Here is a 20,288-nt window from a genome sequence, read left to right as displayed (position 1 = left end):
AGCCGTGCTGAAACGGCAACAGACCCTCGTGAATCACGGGTAACGGTTTCAAGATATTCAGGGACGTCAGGATCTTGTGGAGTCCTTTCGCCTCGCAAAACAAAGCCCACTGCGGTTGCAGTGGGCTTTGGTGTAGATCAAGGCCGTGTATTACTTCACGGGCGCCTCGGTCTTGGTGCCGTCCTTGTGCCAGGTGTAGACCACGAACTTGAAGTCTTTCAGGTCGCCCTTGGCATCGAATGCCAGGTCGCCGGTCGGAGTCTTGAAGATGTTGGCACGCAGGGCAGCAGCGACTTTGTCGGTGTCTTCGCTCTTGGCGATCTTGATTGCATCGGCAATCACGGTCACCGCGGAGTAGGACGGGAACACGAACGGGCCGCTCGGATCTTCTTTCTTGGCTTTGAAGGCTTCAACCAGCGCCTTGTTGGCCGGGTCCTGGTCGAACGAGGCTGGCAAGGTGACCAGCAGGCCTTCGGAAGCATCCTGGGCGATCTGCGAGATCGAAGCGTTGCCGACGCCTTCAGGGCCCATGAAACCGGCTTTCAGGCCTTTTTCCTGGGATTGACGCAGGATCAGACCCAGCTCCGGGTGGTAGCCGCCGTAGTAGACGAAGTCGACGTTGGCTTGCTTCATCTTGGCGATGAGCGAAGAGAAGTCCTTGTCGCCAGCATTGATGCCTTCAAACAGAGCGACTTTGACGCCGTCTTTTTCCAGGGTCTGCTTGACGGCTGTGGCGATGCCTTCACCGTACTGCTGCTTGTCGTGGATGACGGCAACGACTTTCGGCTTGACCTGCTTGGCAATGTAGTCGCCTGCGGCCGGGCCTTGAGCGCTGTCCAGACCGATGGTGCGGAACACCAGCTTGTAGCCACGGGAAGTGATGTCCGGGCTGGTAGCCGCTGGAGTCACCATGATGATGCCTTCGTCTTCGTAGACGTCCGAGGCCGGTTGAGCCGAGCTGGAGCACAAGTGGCCGATGACGAACTTCACGCCGTCGTTGACGATCTTGTTGGCCACGGCAACCGCTTGTTTCGGGTCGCAGGCGTCGTCGTATTCGACCGCTTCAAGCTTCTTGCCATCAACGCCGCCCTTGGCGTTGATCTGCTCGATGGCCATTTTCGCGCCGCTGAACTGCATGTCGCCGTACTGAGCGACTGCGCCGGTCTTTGGACCTGCGATGCCGATCTTGATGGTGTCGGCTGCGAACGAATGGCTGGCAACTCCCGCCATAACCAATGCGGCAAACAGCTTCGAAAGCTTCTTGGTACCCTTAGTCATGATGCTCCACTCTTGCGTTGTAGTTTTTATAATCCTGATGGCTAAAGCTGCAGGATCGGACTTGATGACCGATCGCCTTCCCACTCTGCCAACTGTACCGGAACAGTTTAGAGCGCCGGTCGATGGCTTGAAAAGCTGGGTGCGGGGAAGGAAATCGATGGATGTCGCTTAATCGAAAGAAAGTTACATAATCCAACCATTTAAGCCCATGAATTCGACCCCCATTTCATGGACTCCCATGTAACTCTGTTGCGATCAATGGCATGCATCCGGGCTTGTCTGCGGAAAAGGCAGCGCTATCATTGCGCCGATTTTTCTTTTGGTGAAACCCATGACGCAAGAACCTAGCACCCTCTATGCCAAACTGCTTGGCGAAACCGCTTCGATTACCTGGAAAGAATTGCAACCATTCTTTGCCAAGGGTGCCCTGTTGTGGGTCGAGGAACCGCTGGATCTGATCGAAGTTGCCGAGGCCGTTGCCGAAAATGACGCCAGCAGGGTTTCCGCCTGGCTGACCGGCGGACAGGTCGGCAAGGTGTCTGAGTCAAAGGCGATGGAACTTGTGGAAAGCGATCCGCTGCTTTGGGCCGTAGTGGTAGCGCCCTGGGTACTGATCCAGAACAAGGCGGCCGACTAGCTCGCGCACTGCAATGGTGCCTTCGCGACGCAATAGGCCCGCGAAGGCACACCCTCATCAGTATTCGGTTCTGCCCGTGTACTGATTGAGCGAGATGACGCGGGTCTTGCCGATACGGTGGCGGTAGATCTCGCGCAGGTACTTGATAGCCTTCTTCACGCTTTCGCGAGAGATCCGGATATCGTTGATCGAGACGAACCTGGATTTCTCATCGATCAGCTCGCGATACTTCTTCTCGTACATCGGCTTGATCGCATACCAGTTGGTATCGAGGATCTTGGCCGGGTTTTCGTACTCGTTGAGCAGATCGTCGATACGCTCCTCGTCGAACTCCTCGCTCATGATGAAATCGATGATCGAGTTATCCAGCGTGTCATCGAAGCGGAATGGAGTCTTCGCGAAGCAGCGCTTGATGAACGCCACGATCAGGGTCAGAAAGTCGTCCGACAGGCACGGGCTTTTCGCGATCAGCGTGGTCAGCGACAGGTTGGCCGAAGCGCCGATGACCAGCGCGTAGCGCTTGAGCGTGGTGTTGGGGAACAGGCTGTTGAGGTGAGTCTTGAGCCGGTTCAGGTCCATATAGGACAGCTTGTAGTCCTTGGGCAGCGAGACGATGGAAACCACCGACGAGCAGTTCTTGAAGAAGTGCAGGTCGTGCAGCGCCGCAGCGTCATAGCCCGAGGTCTTGTATTGATCGAGGGCCGAGCGATAGCGGCGTGACTCGATGGGCAACAGGCTGATGCCTTCGATGGCCTGAGTGACCTTGTTGAAGTGGGGCAGGTCGATGGAGCGGAAGAACAGATCGTCGATGTTCAGGCGTGGTGGATCTTTCTCGAACACCTTGAACTTGTCCGAACCCGGCGCGGGTGTTTCCGGCACCACGGATTCTGCATAAGCAATCGCCACCGGGCCTGCGAGGCTCATGAACAGGTCGTTTGCATCCAGGCGAATGGTTTCGCCGATGTCGATCCCGGCACGCCGGAAATAGTTCTGGTCGTAGTCGGTGGTGACGGCCTGAGCGGTCAGAATGTTGAAGATCTGCTGCGAGATGTACTGGTTGGCGTGACGCTCCATGGCGTTGACGTCGATATTCTCGATGTTGCCGTCATCGCTCTCTTCGGCGTAACGCATGATGTCGTTGGAGATCAGCATCATTGCGTTCCATGGCCGGATACGGCCCATCACGCTGGCTTCGCTGCTGTCTTCATTCTCGAAGTTGTACGAGAAGTCCCATTCTTCAGCCAGATACTTGCAGAGCAGGCGTCCAGCGTTGATGTGCAGGGCTTCGGACATTTCGCTGCGGTGGTCCGAAATGTTCGGCAGTACACAGATGCCGCTGGTGAAGATCGGCTCGAACACAAAGGAGCGGCCGCGCTTGCTGTCATTTTCGTTGGTAGGCCGGGTATCGAACGTCTTGTTCATGTACGAGTATTGCTGGGCCAGCCCGAACTCCGAAGCCATGCCCGAACCGGTACCGCCGCCGGCACTGAAGATGTAGAAATACAGGCGCGACTGGTTGGCCTTGATCCCGCAGGAATCTATCAGGTACGAGTGGATCAGCTTCCAGTCGGGGCTGGAGAAGTGGCTGGTGTCCTTGTTCAGGATGATCTTGGCCAGATACTGGCCCAGGATCGGGGCGTTGCCCGCACCACCGGCATGGACTTCGGACAGGTCCATGATCTTCATTTTGCTGTAGTCGCTGATAAAGCCGTTTTTCTCGCCCTTGCGGGAGAAGCGGATGCGTCCGGCAATGTCTTTGTCCAGATCGCCCAGCATCACCAGCGGCTCGACCAGAAACACCGGCTTGCTTGCCTTGTTCTGTACCAGGCGCAGGTTATTGCGAATCCAGCGGCCAGGGTTGTAGCTCTTTTCGTTGGCAAGCCGGTCTTCGTTGTTGAACTGATTGAGGTAGAACTTGCGCGCGTTGTAAACCAGTTCGGCTACATCCAGCGCAATGTTGGAGCCACAACGACCCAGACCGATCAGGCATACGGAGGGAAACTGCTGGTCCCGGCGCATGGCGTTTTCTTCGACATGGGGCGAGGGCGGGAAAACCATGTCTCGCAGGCCGTCGAGATTATCGAGAATCCGGTCGGTGTCTGTTTCGGTGAAGTACATGTATTGCTGGGTGGGAGTGCTCTGGGTGCGATAAGCGCGGCTATTGGCTGCCACTTTATCGTTCTGGTTGTTATAGACGGTCTCGGCTACCACATCTGAAGTATTGATTTTTTTAGTCATCGTGCGCCATTGGTCTGGAAAGGATGGCCGCTCGATAAACAGCATCGGGCCATCTCAAAGGAAGAAAGAACGACATTCAGCGCTGCTGACAAGGCACGGGAGTCCCTTGTCATGGGTACTGAATCGGCATGGCCTTCTGGTTCTTTAATCCGACCAACGGGAGCGTTTTGTGCGGCTGGCGTTACGCATTTGCAGGTTTTCACTGCCGGGCAGTTCACTGAAAAGGTCGAGTGAGTAGGGGGTGTCTTTATCCAGATCCCTGCTTTCAAGCATGAGCGCGTTTGGCAACAGGCTGGCAGGTTCGCGCTGGTTCATCTGCTTGACCAGAGGCAGCAAGCGTTCCAGGGGTTGAGGCTTGCTGAAAAGATAGCCTTGCACATAGTCGCAGCCGTACTGGCTGAGGAACTCCAGTTGTGCCGGGGTTTCCACGCCTTCTGTGACGACTTTCAGGCGTAATGTGTGAGCCATGACGATAATCGCCTGAACAATTTCCATGTCCTGCGGCGATTGGGGAATGTCGATGATGAACGAGCGGTCGATCTTCAGGGTGTCCAGCGGCAGGCGTTTCAGATAGGCAAGCGATGAGTAACCGGTGCCGAAGTCGTCGATGGAAAGCGATACGCCGAGGCTGCGAATGTGCTTGAGCATCAAGATGGTATTGCTGATGTTGCCCATCAGGGCGTTTTCGGTCACTTCCAGTTCCAGGCGACCAGGGGAAACATTGGCTTCACTCAAAGCCTGCTCGACTTCATCGGCCAGTTCATCCCTGGCCAGATTGAGTGCCGAGCAGTTCACGGCAATGATCATCTTGTCGAACCCGTCCAGACGCAGGGCGCCCAGATCCTTGCAGGCACGGCGCAATACCCAGTTATCAAGCTCGGCGATCAGCCCGTTGGCTTCGGCAATTCCGATGAAACGGTCGGGTATGAGCAAGCCATGTTGCGGATGATGCCAGCGCACCAGGGCTTCAAGTTTGGCCACATGCCCGGTTCGCAGGTCGACGATGGGTTGGTAGTAAACCTGCAGGCCGGTCTCTTCGCGCAAGGCATTGCGCAGCTCTTCCTCAAGATGCAGCTCCAGGCTGGCTTTGGTCTTGAGGGCCGGGCTGAAGAAATTGACCCGGTTACGGCCGTTGCCCTTGGATTGATAAAGCGCCAGATCCGCGTGCTTGAGCAGTTCGTCGCAGGTTGAACCGTCACGGGGGAAGACCGCGATACCGATACTGGTGGTCATCACCATGCGCCGGCCTGCCAGCGCGATGGTTTCCTTCATCTTCTGCATGACCCGATAAGCCAGATGCCGCGCCTCTTCGTAGTCGGGAATACTGAGCAGGATGCAGAACTCATCGCCGCCGAACCGGGCGACCACATCCTGTATCCGCGTTGCGCTACGGATACGTTCGGCAATTACCTTGAGCAGTTCATCCCCGGCGTCATGGCCCAGGCTGTCGTTGATGCGCTTGAAATGGTCGATATCCAGAAACATCACGGCCAGCATGCCATTGCTGACACTGTGCTCCAGCAGTTTCTCCCCGAATATCTGGTTGAAGCCGCGCCGGTTTATCAGGTTGGTCAGAGGGTCGTAGTGTGCAACCTGCTGCAAGGAAACACGGGCCTGATCCAGTTGGCTGAGCAGGGCGTTGACCCGTTGCAGGTCATGCTCCTTGCTTTGCAGCTTCTTGTCGGCCATCGCGGCACTGATGCTCCCGGCGATGATCAGCAAGGTAATGATTGCGATGGTCAGGCCCAGTTGCTGGCTGTTTTCGGTATTGGGTATCTGTAATTGCGCTTCGAGGGGCAGCACCAGTTGCAGTGCTTCCATTCCCATCAGGTGCATGGTCAACAAGCCTGCGCCGAGCAACAGGCTGACGCCGTACCTGAACATCTGATGAAACATCCCGCTGTGGTGGCGCAGGTGCCTGGAAAGGGTCAACAGCGCCAGACTGGCCACGATGGCGACCAGAACCGACAGGGCGAACATGCCCGGTTCGTAATACTGGGTGGCATCGGACTGCATTGCCGCCATGCCGACGTAATGCATGGCGCTGATCGCCAGCCCCATGATCAGGGAGGTGAGCAGGCAACGCTTGAGGGTCAGGGTTTCCATGCTCAGCGCCTTGACCGCGAACAGGCCGGCGACCAGCACGATCAGCAGGGACGAAACGGTGATGGGCAGGTCGTAGCTGATTTTCAGCGGGGCCTGGAAAGCCAGCATGCTGATGAAATGCATGGCCCAGATACCGCCGGCCAGGCAAAGCGCAGCCAGAGCCTTCCAGACACGACGGCTCTTTGTCGCCTCGACCTGAATGACCCGGTCCGCAATATCCAGTGTTGCAAAACAGGCTGCGCACGCCACCCCGTAGGCTAGCGCTACCAGAAACAAGTTATGACTGCAGTTGATCAGTAATTGCCCGTTTGCCGGGAAGCCGACAAACATATTCAAACCGAGCCATTCCATAGCGAGCCCTATTGTTCACTACCAGGGTTCACCAAGGCGCTAAGCCTGGCGAATAGTGGTGAGTATAGAGGCTGTAAAAAACCTGCCAGTGTCAACACTCAAAAAAATGGAATTGACTCAATAACCAATGGTTATAAAAAGCCGGATTTCAATATTTCCGGCCTTTTACGAATGTTTACAGTCGGTTTGGCAGAGGGGCTCTAGAGTAGACAGAAAAAAGGGATGGATGCCTCATGAACAACACCCCGACAGACAACTCTATTCAGGCCTCCAATGCCTGGCGTGTCTTGTTTCTGCTATTTCTGGCCAACCTGTTCAACTTCTTCGATCGAGCGATTCCGGCGATTATCACCGAGCCCATTCGCAAGGAATGGCATCTGAGTGATTTCCAGCTGGGACTGCTGGGCACGGCGTTCACCCTGGTCTATGCGATTGCCGGCTTGCCTCTTGGGCGAATGGCCGACACCGGTTCGCGCAAGAAACTCATGGGTTGGGGGCTTGCTGTCTGGAGCGGGCTGACGGCGGTCAACGGGATGGCCAACAGTTTCTGGACGTTCCTGCTGGTGCGCATGGGCGTCGGGATCGGCGAAGCCAGCTATGCGCCAGCGGCCAACTCATTGATCGGTGATCTGTTCCCGGCCCATCGTCGCTCACGGGCCATAGGCATTTTCATGCTGGGCCTGCCGTTGGGGCTTCTGCTGGCGTTCTTTACAATCGGCGCAATGGTCAAGGCGTTCGACAGCTGGCGGGCGCCATTCTTTATTGCAGCGGTGCCCGGCCTGATTCTGGCGGTGTTCATCTTCTTTATTCGTGAGCCCAAGCGTGGCGCTGCCGAAAGTGTGCAGATGTCCGAGGAGAAGATCGAAAAGCCGGTTCGCCGGGTGTTGTCGATCCCGACCTTTTGCTGGCTGGTCCTGGCCGGGCTGACTTTCAACTTCGCGACCTATGCCTGCAACTCGTTCATGGTGCCGATGCTGCAACGCTACTTTCAGGTGTCCTTGCAGGAAGCGGCTGTGGCAACCGGGATCATTGTCGGCGTCACCGGCCTGGTCGGCCTGACACTGGGCGGCCTGATCGCGGACAAACTGCACCAGCGCTCGCCTAACGGGCGGCTGCTGTTTGCGGCGTTCAGCATGCTGGTCGCCACGTTGGCAACGGGCTATGCCTTGCACGCGGGACGGGTCGAGATCGGCGTGTTTGTCGCGGTATTCAGCATAGGCTGGCTGTTTGCCTATAACTTCTATACCTGTGTCTACACCGCCATCCAGGACGTGGTGGAACCGCGCCTGCGGGCGACGGCCATGGCGTTGTTCTTTGCCGGGTTATACCTGTTGGGTGGAGGGCTTGGGCCGGTAGTGGTCGGCTGGCTGTCGGATCACTATGCCCATGAAGCGATGACGCTGGCGGGAGCTGTGCAGATGGATGAAAGCTTCAAGGCCACCGGGTTGCACGATGCGATGTACCTGATCCCGGTTACCCTGGGCATGACCCTGGTGTTTCTGCTGCTGGCAACCCGTTGTTTCACCAGAGATGCCAGGCGGATGACGGACAGGATGGTGAGTCCTGTGTAGGTGTGCCTTTCGCGAATGAATTCGCTCCTACCGGGGCGTAGGGGCGAACTCATTCGCGAACAGGCTATCAGCCCGCCACCAGCACCCGAATCGCTTCCAGGCGCAGTGCTGCTTTTTCAAGCATTGCCAGGCCTTGTTCGCGTTGGCTGCGCAGGGCGACCAGTTCGCTGTCGCGTACGGTCGGGTTGACGGCTTGCAAGGCAGTCAGACGCGCCAGTTCTTCCTCGGTATCGGCTGCCAGACGACGTTGTGCCTCGGCCACGCGCTCGGCGTGTTTGGGGGCGATACGCTCTTCACCGGCGTTGATCTTGGGCGTCAGCACGTCGCGCTGTGCCTGGATGAACTTGTTGGCGCTGGCCCGTGGCACGCTTTCCAGTTGATCGTTCAAGGTGCTGAACGAGACGCGGCTGGCCAGATCGTTGCCGTTTGCATCCAGCAGGCAGCGCAGTGCAGCAGGCGGCAGGTAGCGGCCCAGTTGCAGGGAGCGCGGCGCGACCACTTCGCTGACGTAGATCAGTTCCAGCAGTACGGTGCCAGGCTTGAGCGCCTTGTTCTTGATCAGCGCCACCGAGGTGTTGCCCATCGAGCCGGACAGCACCAGATCCATGCCGCCCTGAACCATCGGGTGTTCCCAGGTGATGAACTGCATGTCTTCGCGAGACAGCGCCTGGTTGCGATCGTACGTGATGGTCACGCCTTCGTCGTCGCCCAGCGGGAAGCTGGCGTCGAGCATTTTTTCGCTCGGCTTGAGGATCAGGGCGTTTTCCGAATGATCTTCGCTGTCGATACCGAAGGCGTCGAACAGGGTTTCCATGTAGATCGGCAGGGTGAACTGATCGTCCTGTTCCAGAATCGCTTCCACCAGAGCCTCGCCTTCGCCAGCGCCACCGGAGTTGAGTTCCAGCAGACGGTCACGGCCGGTATGCAGTTCGCTTTCCAGACGCTCACGCTCGGTACGGGCTTCGTTGATCAGGCTCTGCCACTCATCGTCGTCACCGCTTTCCAGCAACGGCAGCAGGCGCGGGCCGAACTGGTGTTGCAGGGCGTTGCCGGTCGGGCAGGTATTGAGGAAGGCATTGAGCGCTTCGTGATACCACTGGAAAAGACGCGCTTGCGGGCTGGTTTCCAGGAATGGCACGTGCAGCTCGATGGTGTGTTTCTGGCCGATACGGTCCAGACGGCCGATACGCTGCTCCAGCAGGTCCGGGTGCGCTGGCAGGTCGAACAGCACCAGATGATGGGAGAACTGGAAGTTGCGGCCTTCACTGCCGATTTCCGAACAGATCAGAACCTGCGCGCCGAATTCTTCATCGGCGAAATAGGCCGCTGCGCGGTCGCGCTCCAGAATGTTCATGCCTTCATGGAACACGGTTGCCGGGATGCCGGAGCGCACACGCAGCGCGTCTTCCAGATCCATGGCGGTTTCGGCGTGGGCGCAGATGACCAGCACCTTGACGCGCTTGAGCATCTTGAGTGTGTCGATCAGCCAGTCGACCCGCGGATCGAAGCGCCACCAGCGTTCTTCTTCGGTGATCTCCGGTTGCGACTGGAAGCTGACTTCCGGGTACAGATCGGCATGCTCGCCCAGCGGCAGTTCCAGATATTCGGCAGGGCAGGGCAACGGATACTGATGCAACTGACGCTCAGGGAAACCCTGCACGGCTGCGCGGGTATTACGGAAAAGGACCCGGCCGGTGCCATGGCGATCCAGCAGTTCGCGGATCAGGCGCGCCTTGGCTTCTTCATCGCCAGCGTTCACGGCGCTCAGCAGGGTTTCGCCTTCGGCACCCAGGAAACCATGAATGGTCTTGTGCGCACTGGCCGACAGTTTGCCTTTGTCCAGAAGCTCCTGCACGGCTTCGGCTACCGGGCGATAGTTCTCGCTTTCGGCACGGAAGGCTTGCAGGTCATGGAAGCGGTTCGGGTCCAGCAGGCGCAGACGGGCAAAGTGGCTGTCCTGGCCCAGTTGTTCCGGGGTTGCGGTCAGCAGCAGGACGCCGGGAATGACTTCGGCCAGTTGCTCGACCAGCGAGTATTCGGGGCTGACCTTTTCTTCATGCCAGACCAGGTGGTGGGCTTCGTCGACCACCATCAGGTCCCAGCCCGCGGCGAACAGGGCGTCCTGGGCTTTTTCGTCTTCGACCAGCCACTCCAGCGCGACCAGCGCCAGTTGGGTGTCCTCGAAAGGGTTGCCAGCATCGCTTTCGATGAAGCGCTCCGAGTCGAACAGTGCGACCTGAAGGTTGAAGCGGCGACGCATTTCCACCAGCCACTGGTGCTGAAGGTTTTCCGGGACCAGGATCAGCACGCGGCTGGCACGGCCGGACAGCAGTTGGCGATGGATCACCAGGCCTGCTTCGATGGTTTTACCCAGACCCACTTCGTCAGCCAGCAAGACCCGTGGTGCGATACGGTCGGCGACTTCACGGGCAATGTGCAACTGGTGAGCGATAGGTTGGGCGCGCACGCCGCCCAGGCCCCACAGGGAAGACTGCAACTGGCGGCTGGTGTGCTCAAGGGTGTTGTAACGCAGCGAGAACCACGCCAGCGGGTCGATCTGGCCGGCAAACAGGCGGTCGGTGGCCAGACGGAACTGGATGAAGTTCGATAACTGGGTTTCCGGCAGGGTGACTGCCTCGTTCTGCGCATTGAGGCCGTGGTAGACCAGCAGCCCGTCGACATCCTCGACTTCGCGCACGGTCATCTTCCAGTTCTCGAAGTGCGTAATCACATCACCCGGAGAAAAGCGTACCCGGGTCAATGGAGCATTACGCAGTGCGTACTGGCGCGTGTCGCCAGTGGCCGGATAGAGCACGGTCAATAAGCGGCCATCCTGTGCCAGAACGGTGCCTAAACCCAGCTCGGCTTCGCTGTCGCTAATCCAGCGTTGCCCCGGTTGATACTGCTGCGCCATGCTGCCTGACTCCCGCTTTTGAAAAGCCGACTATGTTAACGGAACACGCACTGAAGCCAAAGACAGGAGTGAAAAAACACCTGTTATTGGCCGTAAATCTGACAAATACCTCCCTGTGGGCACTTATTACTTAAAACATAGTCGAAAAGTTTTCCAAAATGGCCTTCAAGTCGACGGAGTGGCAGCCGAAAGCCCGATAACAGGAGACGAAAATCATGCTGCAACCGACGCTTCCGCTGAGTGTGGTACCCGTGACGTCGCAATTGGACCCGGCCAAGCGTATGCCGGACATACCACCTGTCGCACCGGTTCAACCAGGTTCCAGCGAAACCACTATCGACCTTCGCAACGAAGACACCGAGAGAAGCGCCTTGCTGCTGCGTGAAGAGCAACAACGCCAGCAGCAACAGCGTCAGCATCACGAAGAGGAGGGCGAGCCTATCGAGCATCTGGCCGTTCCCGGTACCTCCCTGAATGCCGACAACACCGTGCCTGTCGTGCCTTTGATCGACAATGAACCGCGTCAGGGCCTGTGGGTGGATGTCGAGGTTTGATGCAGGACGCATCCTCGCTGGTCATCGCCGTTGCGATTGAGCATTATTGGCCCTGATACCGAGTGTCCGAGAGCTGCGAGTCATGAGCGAAGATGAAAAGCTGATCGATCTGAATGCTGAGCGTGCCAAGCGTGTTCACGACCTGAACGATAAACGCCTTAATGAAGTGCGCAACGCCTTTGAACAGGCCATGCCATTGAGTGGCAAGAAAAAGCCCGGCAAGAAACCGAAAAAACGCTGATACCTCCTGTTTCAGATCCCGCTTCAGATCCGTTGACCCAGATCAGTTGCCCACACGCTCACCTGCCGAGCTTATGGACAACTGATCTGGGTCAATTTCTTTGCGCGCCGTTCTGGTTAATCTAGCTCCATCGAACAGGGCAGAGCAGGAGGCGAAGTTATGTTTCTGGACAATGTGGTTGTCGCAGGTGTCGTCACCGTCGGCCTGATGCTTGTTTTCTTCGCAGGCTTCGGACTTTTCATCTGGAAGGACTCGCAAAAGCGCAAGTAAGGCTCAGGCCTTCCATAACAAGAGCACGCAAGGCATTTAGGGCGACTTCGGTTGCCCATTTTTTTTGAAAAAAGCCAACGAATTCATTCGCGAGACAGCATCGAGCACGACATATCTTTATCGGATTCAATGGGTCTTCGCGAATGAATTGGCTTCTACTATCAGCCGAAGGTGATTTCCGGCAGCACGGTCAGGTCAACGGTCTGCTGCTTGCGAGGAGCAAGGATTTCCGCTTCGCCATCCACCACCAGCTCATCGTTCTGGTTGAATACGCGGGTCGCGATGCGCACGCGGAATTTCGGCAGCTTTTCCAGGATTTCCAGGCGTACGGTCAGGGTATCGCCCAGTTTCACCGGCTTCTGGAAGCTCATCTGCTGGCCGATATAGATAGTGCCCGGTCCAGGCAACTCGCAGGCCACTGCCGCACTGATCAACGCACCACTGAACATGCCATGAGCGATACGCTCCTTGAACATGGTCTTTGAAGCATATTCGGCGTCCAGATGGACCGGGTTGTGATCGCCCGACATCGCGGCGAACAGCTGAATATCACGTTCTTCCACCGTTTTGCTGTAGCTGGCAGTCTGACCGACTTCAAGTGCTTCGTAAGGTGTGTTGGTGACCTGGGTCATGTGGCTGTCCTGAAAATGGATATTTAGACCGGGAGGAGTCATTCGGCCCGGTGCGGACGTGGTTGTTCGAGTGAGCGCAGCAGCCAGTCGATCAAATCACGGGTAACGTCATCGCGATTGGTTTCATTGAGCAGTTCATGTCGCGCCTCGGGGTAGATCTCAAGTTGCAGGACTTGATGACCTGCCTTTCCCAATGCATGAGCAAGATCTTTCAGACGCTTCCCATCGCTCACCGGATCACATTCGCCGCCAATTATCAGCAACGGCAGGCCCGGGTCGATCTGTTTCAGGTTGGACGGCTTGCTGATTTTCTGCAGCCCGCCGAGCAGATCGAACCATAACTGATTGGTGCAGCGAAAACCGCAAAGAGGATCGAAGAGGTACTTGTCGACTTCTTCATGGTCGCGGCTGAGCCAGTCGAAGCGTGTGCGTGCCGGTTTGAATGCCTTGTTGAACGAGCCGAACGACAGCCATTCGATCAGGGCGCTACGCCCCTTGGGCCCCTGGCGCCAGCGTTCCAGGCGCGCAATCTGGCGAGCACTGCGATAGAGCGAAACCGGCTGGAAATTCGAGCCACTGAGAATCGCGCCTTGCAGGCTGGCGCCGTGGTGCATCAGATACGCCTGGGCAATGTAGCTACCCATGCTGTGGCCCAGCAGGAACAGCGGCAGGCCAGGGTGTTTCTGGCCAATGGTCTGGCTCAGGGTTGCCAGGTCGCCCACCACTTTGCTCCAGCCGTCCTTGTCCGCGAAATGACCCTGTTCCCCGTTGGCGGCCGTCAGCCCGTGTCCTCGCTGATCATGGGCATACAACGCGATGCCAGCCACATTCAGTGCCGTGCCCAGCCTTTCATAACGACCACCGTGTTCTGCCATGCCGTGAGACAGCATCACGACGGCTTTTGGCGTATCTGCCGGAAGCCATGCATTGACATGCAGGCGGGTGTTATCACTGGCATCGAGCCAGAAGGCTTCGTGGTTCATGGTTATTTCCCGAGTCTGGATCGATGCCCGAATGAGGTGTTCATTCAGTGTATCGCCGATGACGACTTCAGGTTGTCCGACTGCAAGATTCACGGTGGCCTGCAGCAGGTATTGGAGAGGGGAATAGTGGTTGTCCGCGCATGGACGCAGCGTTTAGAAGAAAGAATTGCAGGATATGGGGCGGGGCGTTTGGCCCCCTGTTTTCAGTTACATTCGTAACAAATAGAATCATTGCTCTAAAAATGACGTTTTGCTATTCAAGAGTCATGAATGTGACTGGTGAGGGCTTTTTTGCCTCTAGGCGGCCTTTGGCAAAGCTGCTAATCTCGGCCCGCTTTCTGCCAGTCATTCAGCGGAAAAAGCGGGAACTGCATAATTCCAAAACACAAAAAAATCATCGCGTACAGCGATGTGAAGAATTCGCTATCGCTACGGAGCTGGCTTGCATGATCGAGAACTTCTGGAAGGATAAATACCCGTCCGGTATCGCTACCGACATCGATCCTGATGAGTACCCCAACGTCCAGGCCGTATTGAAGCAGTCTTGTGAGCGCTTCGCCAATAAACCGGCCTTCAGCAACCTGGGCAAGACCATCACCTATGGCGAGCTGTACGAACTCTCGGGTGCTTTCGCCGCCTGGCTTCAACAGCATACCGACCTGCAGCCCGGCGATCGCATCGCGGTCCAGCTACCCAACGTCCTGCAATATCCTGTAGCAGTATTTGGAGTCATGCGGGCCGGCCTGATCGTGGTCAACACCAACCCGCTGTACACCGTGCGGGAAATGGAACACCAGTTCAATGATTCCGGTGCCAAGGCACTGGTCTGTCTGGCGAACATGGCGCATCTGGCCGAGAAGGTCGTGCCCAAGACCCAGGTCAAGCACGTCATCGTTACCGAAGTGGCCGACCTGCTGCCGCCGCTCAAGCGACTGCTGATCAACAGCGTCATCAAATACGTGAAAAAGATGGTGCCGGCTTATCACCTGCCCAACGCCATCAAGTTCAATGACGTCCTGAGCAAGGGCCGTGGTCAGGCTGTCAAGGAAGCCTCGCCCGCGAACTCCGATGTCGCGGTGCTGCAATACACCGGCGGCACCACAGGTGTGGCCAAGGGCGCGATGCTCACCCACCGCAACCTCATCGCCAACATGCTGCAATGCAAGGCGCTGATGGGCTCCAACCTGCATGAAGGTTGCGAGATCCTCATCACGCCGCTGCCGCTGTACCACATCTATGCCTTCACCTTTCACTGCATGTCGATGATGCTTATCGGCAACCACAACATCCTGATCAGCAACCCTCGCGATCTACCGGCGATGGTCAAGGAGTTGTCGAAGTGGAAGTTCAGCGGTTTCGTGGGGCTCAACACCCTGTTCGTTGCGCTGTGCAATAACCAGGAGTTCCGCAACCTGGACTTCTCCAGCCTTAAAGTCACGCTGTCTGGCGGTATGGCGTTGCAACTGGCAGTGGCCGAGCGCTGGAAGGAAGTCACCAATTGCTCGATCTGCGAAGGTTACGGCATGACCGAAACCAGCCCGGTGGCGACGGTCAACCCCATCAGCAACATCCAGATAGGCACCATCGGTATTCCCGTGCCTTCGACCTTGTGCAAGGTCATCGACGATGCGGGCAACGAGTTGCCATTGGGTGAAGTGGGCGAGTTGTGTGTCAAAGGCCCTCAGGTCATGAAGGGCTACTGGCAGCGCCAGGAAGCCACCGACGAAATGCTCGATGCCGAAGGCTGGCTCAAGACGGGCGACATCGCGATTATCCAGCCCGATGGCTACATGCGTATCGTCGATCGCAAGAAAGACATGATTCTGATCTCGGGTTTCAACGTCTACCCCAACGAGCTGGAAGATGTGCTGGTAGGCTTGCCGGGCGTACTGCAATGCGCAGCCATTGGTGTACCGGACGAAAAATCCGGCGAAGCGATCAAGGTTTTCGTGGTCGCCAAACCTGGCGTCACCTTGACCAAAGAGCAGGTCATGGAGCACATGCGCGCCAACCTGACCGGCTACAAGGTACCGCGCAGCGTCGAGTTCCGGGATGTTCTGCCGACCACCAACGTCGGCAAGATCCTGCGCCGCGAACTGCGTGACGAAGAGCTGAAAAAGCTGGGCGTCAAGAAGTAAGCCTGCTCCTTGTAATGCCGATCAGTTAAGGTCAATAAATCACTTTGTGGGAGGCAGCTTGCTGGCGACTTCAGCGTACGACGCAGAATATCTGCCAGTTTCAGGCCTTTTTCGCCAGCAAGCTGCCTCCCACACGTGTTGTTTGTGCCTTGACTGATCGGCATTACTCCTTGTGATTGCGTGACAGCGCCGAGGCAGCGGTTGATTTCCCACGTCATTCGCAAAAGCATCCCCCCTGCAAATCTGCGACAATCCGCGCTCCGCATCTGCAAAAAGACCCTGCGCGCCTGATGACCGAAGAATCTCCCTCCGTCGACCAACTGCTGAAAAACCTCGATCACGCGATGATCAGCGATCGCCATCGTTTGCGTCGTCAACTGCATGAGCTGCGCAAGAAGCCTGACGAAGCGAAGCTGGCGCAGTGGGTGGAGAAGGTGCAGGCGTCTTTTGCTCAGGTGACTTCGCGGCGCGATAGTGTGCCGGTGATCCGTTATGACGAAAACCTGCCGATTGCCGCCAAGCGCGATGAAATCAAGGAAGCGCTGCTCAAGCATCAGGTGCTGATCATTGCCGGTGAGACCGGTTCGGGCAAAACCACCCAGTTGCCCAAGATCTGCCTGGAAATCGGTCGCGGCCAGCACGGCCTGATCGGCCATACCCAGCCCCGCCGTATCGCGGCGCGCAGCGTTGCCAGCCGGGTTGCGGAAGAACTGGCCACGCCCTTGGGCGCACTGGTCGGTTATCAGGTGCGCTTCGAGGATCAAAGCGACAGCAATACCCTCATCAAGCTGATGACCGACGGCATCCTGCTGGCTGAAACCCAGCATGACCGCTTTCTGGAACGCTACGACACCATCATCGTCGACGAAGCCCACGAACGCAGCCTGAACATCGACTTCCTGCTGGGTTATCTGAAAACCCTGCTGCCGCGTCGCCCGGACCTCAAGGTGATCATCACCTCCGCCACCATCGACCTGCAGCGTTTTTCCGAGCACTTCGACAAGGCGCCCATCGTCGAAGTGTCCGGTCGCACCTTCCCGGTGGAAACCTGGTATCGCCCGCTGACCAGCGAACAGGACGAAGAAGGCAATAGCGTCGAAGAGGACCTGACAGTCGATCAGGCGATTCTGGCCACACTGGATGAGCTGGCGGCTTTCGAGCGCAGCGAACGCAAGAGCCCTGGTGATGTACTGGTGTTTCTGCCCGGCGAGCGGGAGATCCGTGACGCGGCGGAAGTGCTGCGCAAGGCTCAACTCAAGCACACGGAAATTCTGCCGTTGTATGCGCGCCTGTCGCCTGCCGAACAGCAGCGGATTTTCCAGTCGCACCCTGGGCGGCGCGTGGTGCTGGCGACCAACGTCGCCGAGACTTCCCTGACAGTGCCGGGCATTCGTTATGTGATTGATACCGGTACTGCGCGCATCAGCCGCTACAGCTATCGGGCGAAGGTCCAGCGCCTGCCCATCGAAGCGATTTCCCAGGCCAGTGCCAACCAGCGCAAAGGGCGCTGTGGCCGGGTCGAGCCCGGGTTGTGCGTGCGTCTTTACAGCGAAGAGGATTTCAACGGGCGTCCTGAATTCACGGACCCGGAGATTCTGCGCACCAACCTGGCGGCGGTCATCCTGCAGATGCTGCATCTGCGTCTGGGTGAAATCACGGCATTCCCGTTTATCGAGCCGCCGGACGGCAAGGCCATCAGTGACGGCTTCAACCTGTTGCAGGAGCTGTCCGCCGTCAATCGCGAAAACCAGCTCACGCCGCTGGGCCGCCAGTTGGCGCGGCTACCGGTCGACCCGCGCATGGGCCGCATGCTGCTTGAAGCGGCGAAGCAGGGCAGCCTTCAGGAAGTCTTGATCGTCGCCAGCGCCATGTCGGTGCAGGATGTGCGCGAACGTCCGCCCGAGCGCCAGCAGGCTGCCGATCAGGCTCATGCGCAATGGAAGGATGCCGATTCGGACTTTGCCGGGCTGGTCAATCTGTGGCGCGGTTTCGAGGAGCAGCGCCAGGCGTTGACGGCCAGCCCGTTGCGCAACTGGTGCCGCCGCAACTTCCTCAATTACCTTCGGCTGCGCGAGTGGCGCGATTCCCATCGGCAATTGAGCCTGATCTGCCGTGACTTGCAGTTGGCGATCAACAAGGAACCTGCCGACTATCCCAAATTCCACAAGGCGATTCTCTCCGGCCTGCTGAGCCAGATCGGCCAGAAGGCGGAAGAGGGCGATTACCTGGGCGCGCGGCAGCGGCGCTTCTGGATTCATCCATCGTCGGGGCTAGGCAAGAAGCGCCCGCAATGGCTGATGACCGCCGAACTGGTGGAAACCACCAAGCTCTATGCGCGCATGGTCGCCAAAATCGATGCCGACTGGATCGAGCCGCTGGCCGGGCATCTGGTCAAGAAAAACCATTTCGAGCCGCACTGGGAGAAAAAGCGCGGTCAGGTGGTGGCTTTCGAGCAGATCACCCTGTTCGGGCTGATCGTTGTCGGTCGTCGTCCGGTGCATTACGGCCCGGTCGATCCGGTTGTTTCCCGTGAACTGTTTATCCGCGAAGGGCTGGTGCGTGGCGATATTCAGTCCCGCGCCAAGTGCCTGAGCGCCAACACTCGCCTGCTGGAGCAACTGGACGAACTGGAAGCCAAGGCCCGCCGTCGCGACATTCTGGCCGACGAAGACACGCTCTACAGTTTCTACGAGGCGCGGATTCCGGCCGAGATTCACCAGACCGCAACCTTTGACAGCTGGTACAAGGTCAATAGCCAGAAAAATCCGCAACTGTTGATCATGCGAGAAGAGGACGTCCTGGCCCGCGAAGCCAGTGAAGTGACGGCCGCGCAGTACCCCGACACCTTGCGCCTGGGTGAGCTGAGCCTGGCACTGACTTACCACTTCGAGCCGAACCATCCCCGTGACGGTGTCACCCTGCGCGTACCGGCGCCGCTGTTGCTGTCGTTGCCGGTCGAGCGTCTGGAATGGCTGGTGCCGGGCTTGCTGGAAACCAAGTGCATTGCGCTGGTTCGCAACCTGCCCAAAGCCATCCGCAAGAACTTCGTGCCGGTGCCGGACTTCGTGAAGGCGGCCTTGCAGCGCATCACCTTTGGCGAAGGCTCTTTGCCCCAGGCATTGGGGCGTGAACTGCTGCGCATGACCGGCGCAAGAGTGGCGGACGAAGCCTGGGCCGAAGCGGCTCAGCAGCTTGAAAACCACTTGAAAATGAATCTGGAAATCCTCGACGGCAGCGGCAAGTTCCTTGGCGAGGGGCGTGATCTGGCCGAGCTGACGGCGCGTTTTGCCGAGGCCAGCCAGGCAGCACTGGCAGTGCCGCAAAGCGCGAAAAGTCAGCAGCCGGTGGAGGCCAAGGTATTTGCCCCGGTGGCTCAGAAGACTCAGCAAAACATTGCCGGCCTGTCGATGACGGTGTATCCGGCTCTGGTGGAAGAGGCGGGCACGGTCAAGGAAGGGCGCTTCTCGACCCAGGCCGAGGCTGAGTATCAACATCGCCGGGCCTTGCAGCGCTTGCTCTTGCAGCAATTGGCAGAGCCGGCCAAGTTCCTGCGCAGCAAGCTGCCGGGGCAAACCGAGCTGGCCTTGTTGCATCGCGAGCTTGGGCGTATCGATGCGCTGGTGGAAGACATTCTGCTGGCGAGCCTCGACACGTGCATCCTGGAAGGCGAAGCGGAGCTGCCCCGTGACGGCGCAGGTCTGCTGTCGCTGGCCGAGCGCAAGCGTGGCAACTGGACCGAGCATGCAGAGCGTCTGGCAAAGCTTACCCTGGAGATTCTAAAGCTCTGGCACGGCCTGCAAAAGCGCTTCAAGGGCAAGATCGACCTGTCCCAGGCTGTGGCGTTGAACGACATCAAGTCCCAGTTGGGGCAACTGGTCTATCCGGGCTTCGTGCGCGAAACCCCTGCCCAGTGGCTCAAGGAACTGCCGCGTTATCTGAAAGCTATCGAGATCCGTCTGGAAAAACTGCCGGGTCAGGTACAGAAGGACCGGGTCTGGAGCATCGAACTCTCCGGCCTGTGGGCGCAATATCAGGCCCGCGCTTCCAAACATGCCCAGGAAGGCAAGCGCGATCAGGAACTGGTGGTCTACCGCTGGTGGCTGGAAGAATATCGCGTGTCCCTGTTCGCGCAGCAACTGGGCACCCGAATGCCCGTATCGGACAAGCGTCTGAGCAAGCAGTGGAGTCAGGTGGAAGCCTGAGAACACGATTCCTGTACAAACCGTAGGACCGGATTTATCCGGGAAGGCATTCTCTCTGCCGATGAAGAGGCTCTGGAAGTACAGACCTCTTCCCGGATAAATCCGGTCCCACACAGACTGCATACCGTTCCCGGTCGCCTGACTAGCGCCAAACCCCCGCCGTTATGGCACAC

Annotated in this window: 13 protein-coding genes; 7 read left to right on the top strand and 6 right to left on the bottom strand. The window is 58.0% G+C overall.

Going from position 1 to position 20,288, the window contains the following annotated elements; genetic code table 11:
* Nucleotides 1-150 precede the first annotated feature (150 nt).
* A complete protein-coding gene (locus ACODS3_RS18135; RefSeq protein WP_489035583.1) occupies nt 151-1,278 on the bottom strand; it encodes a branched-chain amino acid ABC transporter substrate-binding protein in 1,128 nt (375 codons plus the stop codon).
* 331 nt (nt 1,279-1,609) lie between these two features.
* On the opposite strand from ACODS3_RS18135, the gene ACODS3_RS18130 reads away from it, so the two are divergent.
* Nucleotides 1,610-1,915 carry a DUF2288 domain-containing protein gene (locus tag ACODS3_RS18130; protein ID WP_489035581.1) on the top strand — a complete coding sequence of 102 codons (306 nt, stop codon included), beginning with the start codon at nt 1,610-1,612 and terminating at the stop codon, nt 1,913-1,915.
* A gap of 57 nt (nt 1,916-1,972) precedes the next feature.
* Here ACODS3_RS18130 and ACODS3_RS18125 read toward each other — a convergent pair whose 3' ends face one another.
* Together ACODS3_RS18125 and ACODS3_RS18120 are read right to left on the bottom strand one after the other, a co-directional pair.
* On the bottom strand, nt 1,973-4,033 hold the full coding sequence (locus tag ACODS3_RS18125; RefSeq protein ID WP_405046183.1) for a hypothetical protein: 2,061 nt from the start codon (nt 4,031-4,033) through the stop codon (nt 1,973-1,975).
* 264 nt (nt 4,034-4,297) lie between these two features.
* Nucleotides 4,298-6,610, bottom strand: a complete 2,313-nt coding sequence (locus tag ACODS3_RS18120; protein WP_201017319.1) for a putative bifunctional diguanylate cyclase/phosphodiesterase — start codon at nt 6,608-6,610, stop codon at nt 4,298-4,300.
* A gap of 233 nt (nt 6,611-6,843) precedes the next feature.
* On the opposite strand from ACODS3_RS18120, the gene ACODS3_RS18115 reads away from it, so the two are divergent.
* Nucleotides 6,844-8,181, top strand: coding sequence for a spinster family MFS transporter (locus tag ACODS3_RS18115; protein ID WP_489035579.1), 1,338 nt, complete (start codon nt 6,844-6,846; stop codon nt 8,179-8,181).
* A gap of 67 nt (nt 8,182-8,248) precedes the next feature.
* On the opposite strand, the gene rapA is transcribed toward ACODS3_RS18115, so the two are convergent.
* Nucleotides 8,249-11,095: an RNA polymerase-associated protein RapA gene (gene rapA / locus ACODS3_RS18110; protein ID WP_489035577.1), complete on the bottom strand. Its 2,847-nt coding sequence runs from the start codon at nt 11,093-11,095 to the stop codon at nt 8,249-8,251.
* Between the two features lie 215 nt (nt 11,096-11,310).
* Between rapA and ACODS3_RS18105 the strand changes: the two genes are divergently transcribed.
* The 3 genes from ACODS3_RS18105 to ccoM all read left to right on the top strand — a co-directional run bounded on the left by ACODS3_RS18105 (nt 11,311) and on the right by ccoM (nt 12,160).
* Nucleotides 11,311-11,649 carry an aspartate-semialdehyde dehydrogenase gene (locus ACODS3_RS18105; RefSeq protein ID WP_201000061.1) on the top strand — a complete coding sequence of 113 codons (339 nt, stop codon included), beginning with the start codon at nt 11,311-11,313 and terminating at the stop codon, nt 11,647-11,649.
* Between the two features lie 82 nt (nt 11,650-11,731).
* Nucleotides 11,732-11,890 carry a hypothetical protein gene (locus ACODS3_RS18100; RefSeq protein WP_201000060.1) on the top strand — a complete coding sequence of 53 codons (159 nt, stop codon included), beginning with the start codon at nt 11,732-11,734 and terminating at the stop codon, nt 11,888-11,890.
* Nucleotides 11,891-12,049: 159 nt separating this feature from the next.
* The gene (gene ccoM / locus ACODS3_RS18095) at nt 12,050-12,160 is read left to right on the top strand and encodes a cytochrome c oxidase subunit CcoM (RefSeq protein WP_025261439.1); all 111 of its coding nucleotides are present in this window, start codon (nt 12,050-12,052) and stop codon (nt 12,158-12,160) included.
* A gap of 161 nt (nt 12,161-12,321) precedes the next feature.
* Here the strand turns inward: ccoM and ACODS3_RS18090 are convergent, their stop codons facing one another.
* Both ACODS3_RS18090 and ACODS3_RS18085 read right to left on the bottom strand, forming a co-directional pair.
* The gene (locus ACODS3_RS18090; RefSeq protein WP_025261438.1) at nt 12,322-12,792 is read right to left on the bottom strand and encodes a MaoC family dehydratase; all 471 of its coding nucleotides are present in this window, start codon (nt 12,790-12,792) and stop codon (nt 12,322-12,324) included.
* A gap of 38 nt (nt 12,793-12,830) precedes the next feature.
* Entirely contained in the window at nt 12,831-13,775 is a 945-nt protein-coding gene (locus ACODS3_RS18085; RefSeq protein WP_489035574.1) for an alpha/beta hydrolase, read from the bottom strand.
* A gap of 446 nt (nt 13,776-14,221) precedes the next feature.
* On the opposite strand from ACODS3_RS18085, the gene fadD1 reads away from it, so the two are divergent.
* Nucleotides 14,222-15,913: a long-chain-fatty-acid--CoA ligase FadD1 gene (fadD1, locus tag ACODS3_RS18080; protein ID WP_489035572.1), complete on the top strand. Its 1,692-nt coding sequence runs from the start codon at nt 14,222-14,224 to the stop codon at nt 15,911-15,913.
* Nucleotides 15,914-16,203: 290 nt separating this feature from the next.
* Complete coding sequence (gene hrpA / locus ACODS3_RS18075; protein ID WP_201017314.1) at nt 16,204-20,115, top strand: ATP-dependent RNA helicase HrpA; 3,912 nt, start codon at nt 16,204-16,206, stop codon at nt 20,113-20,115.
* The last annotated feature ends 173 nt before the right edge of the window (nt 20,116-20,288 follow it).

It is taken from the genome of Pseudomonas sp. FG43 (genome assembly GCF_057809175.1).
Note: the sequence above shows the minus strand (reverse complement) of the source record. Positions and strands in the feature narration are given on the sequence as shown.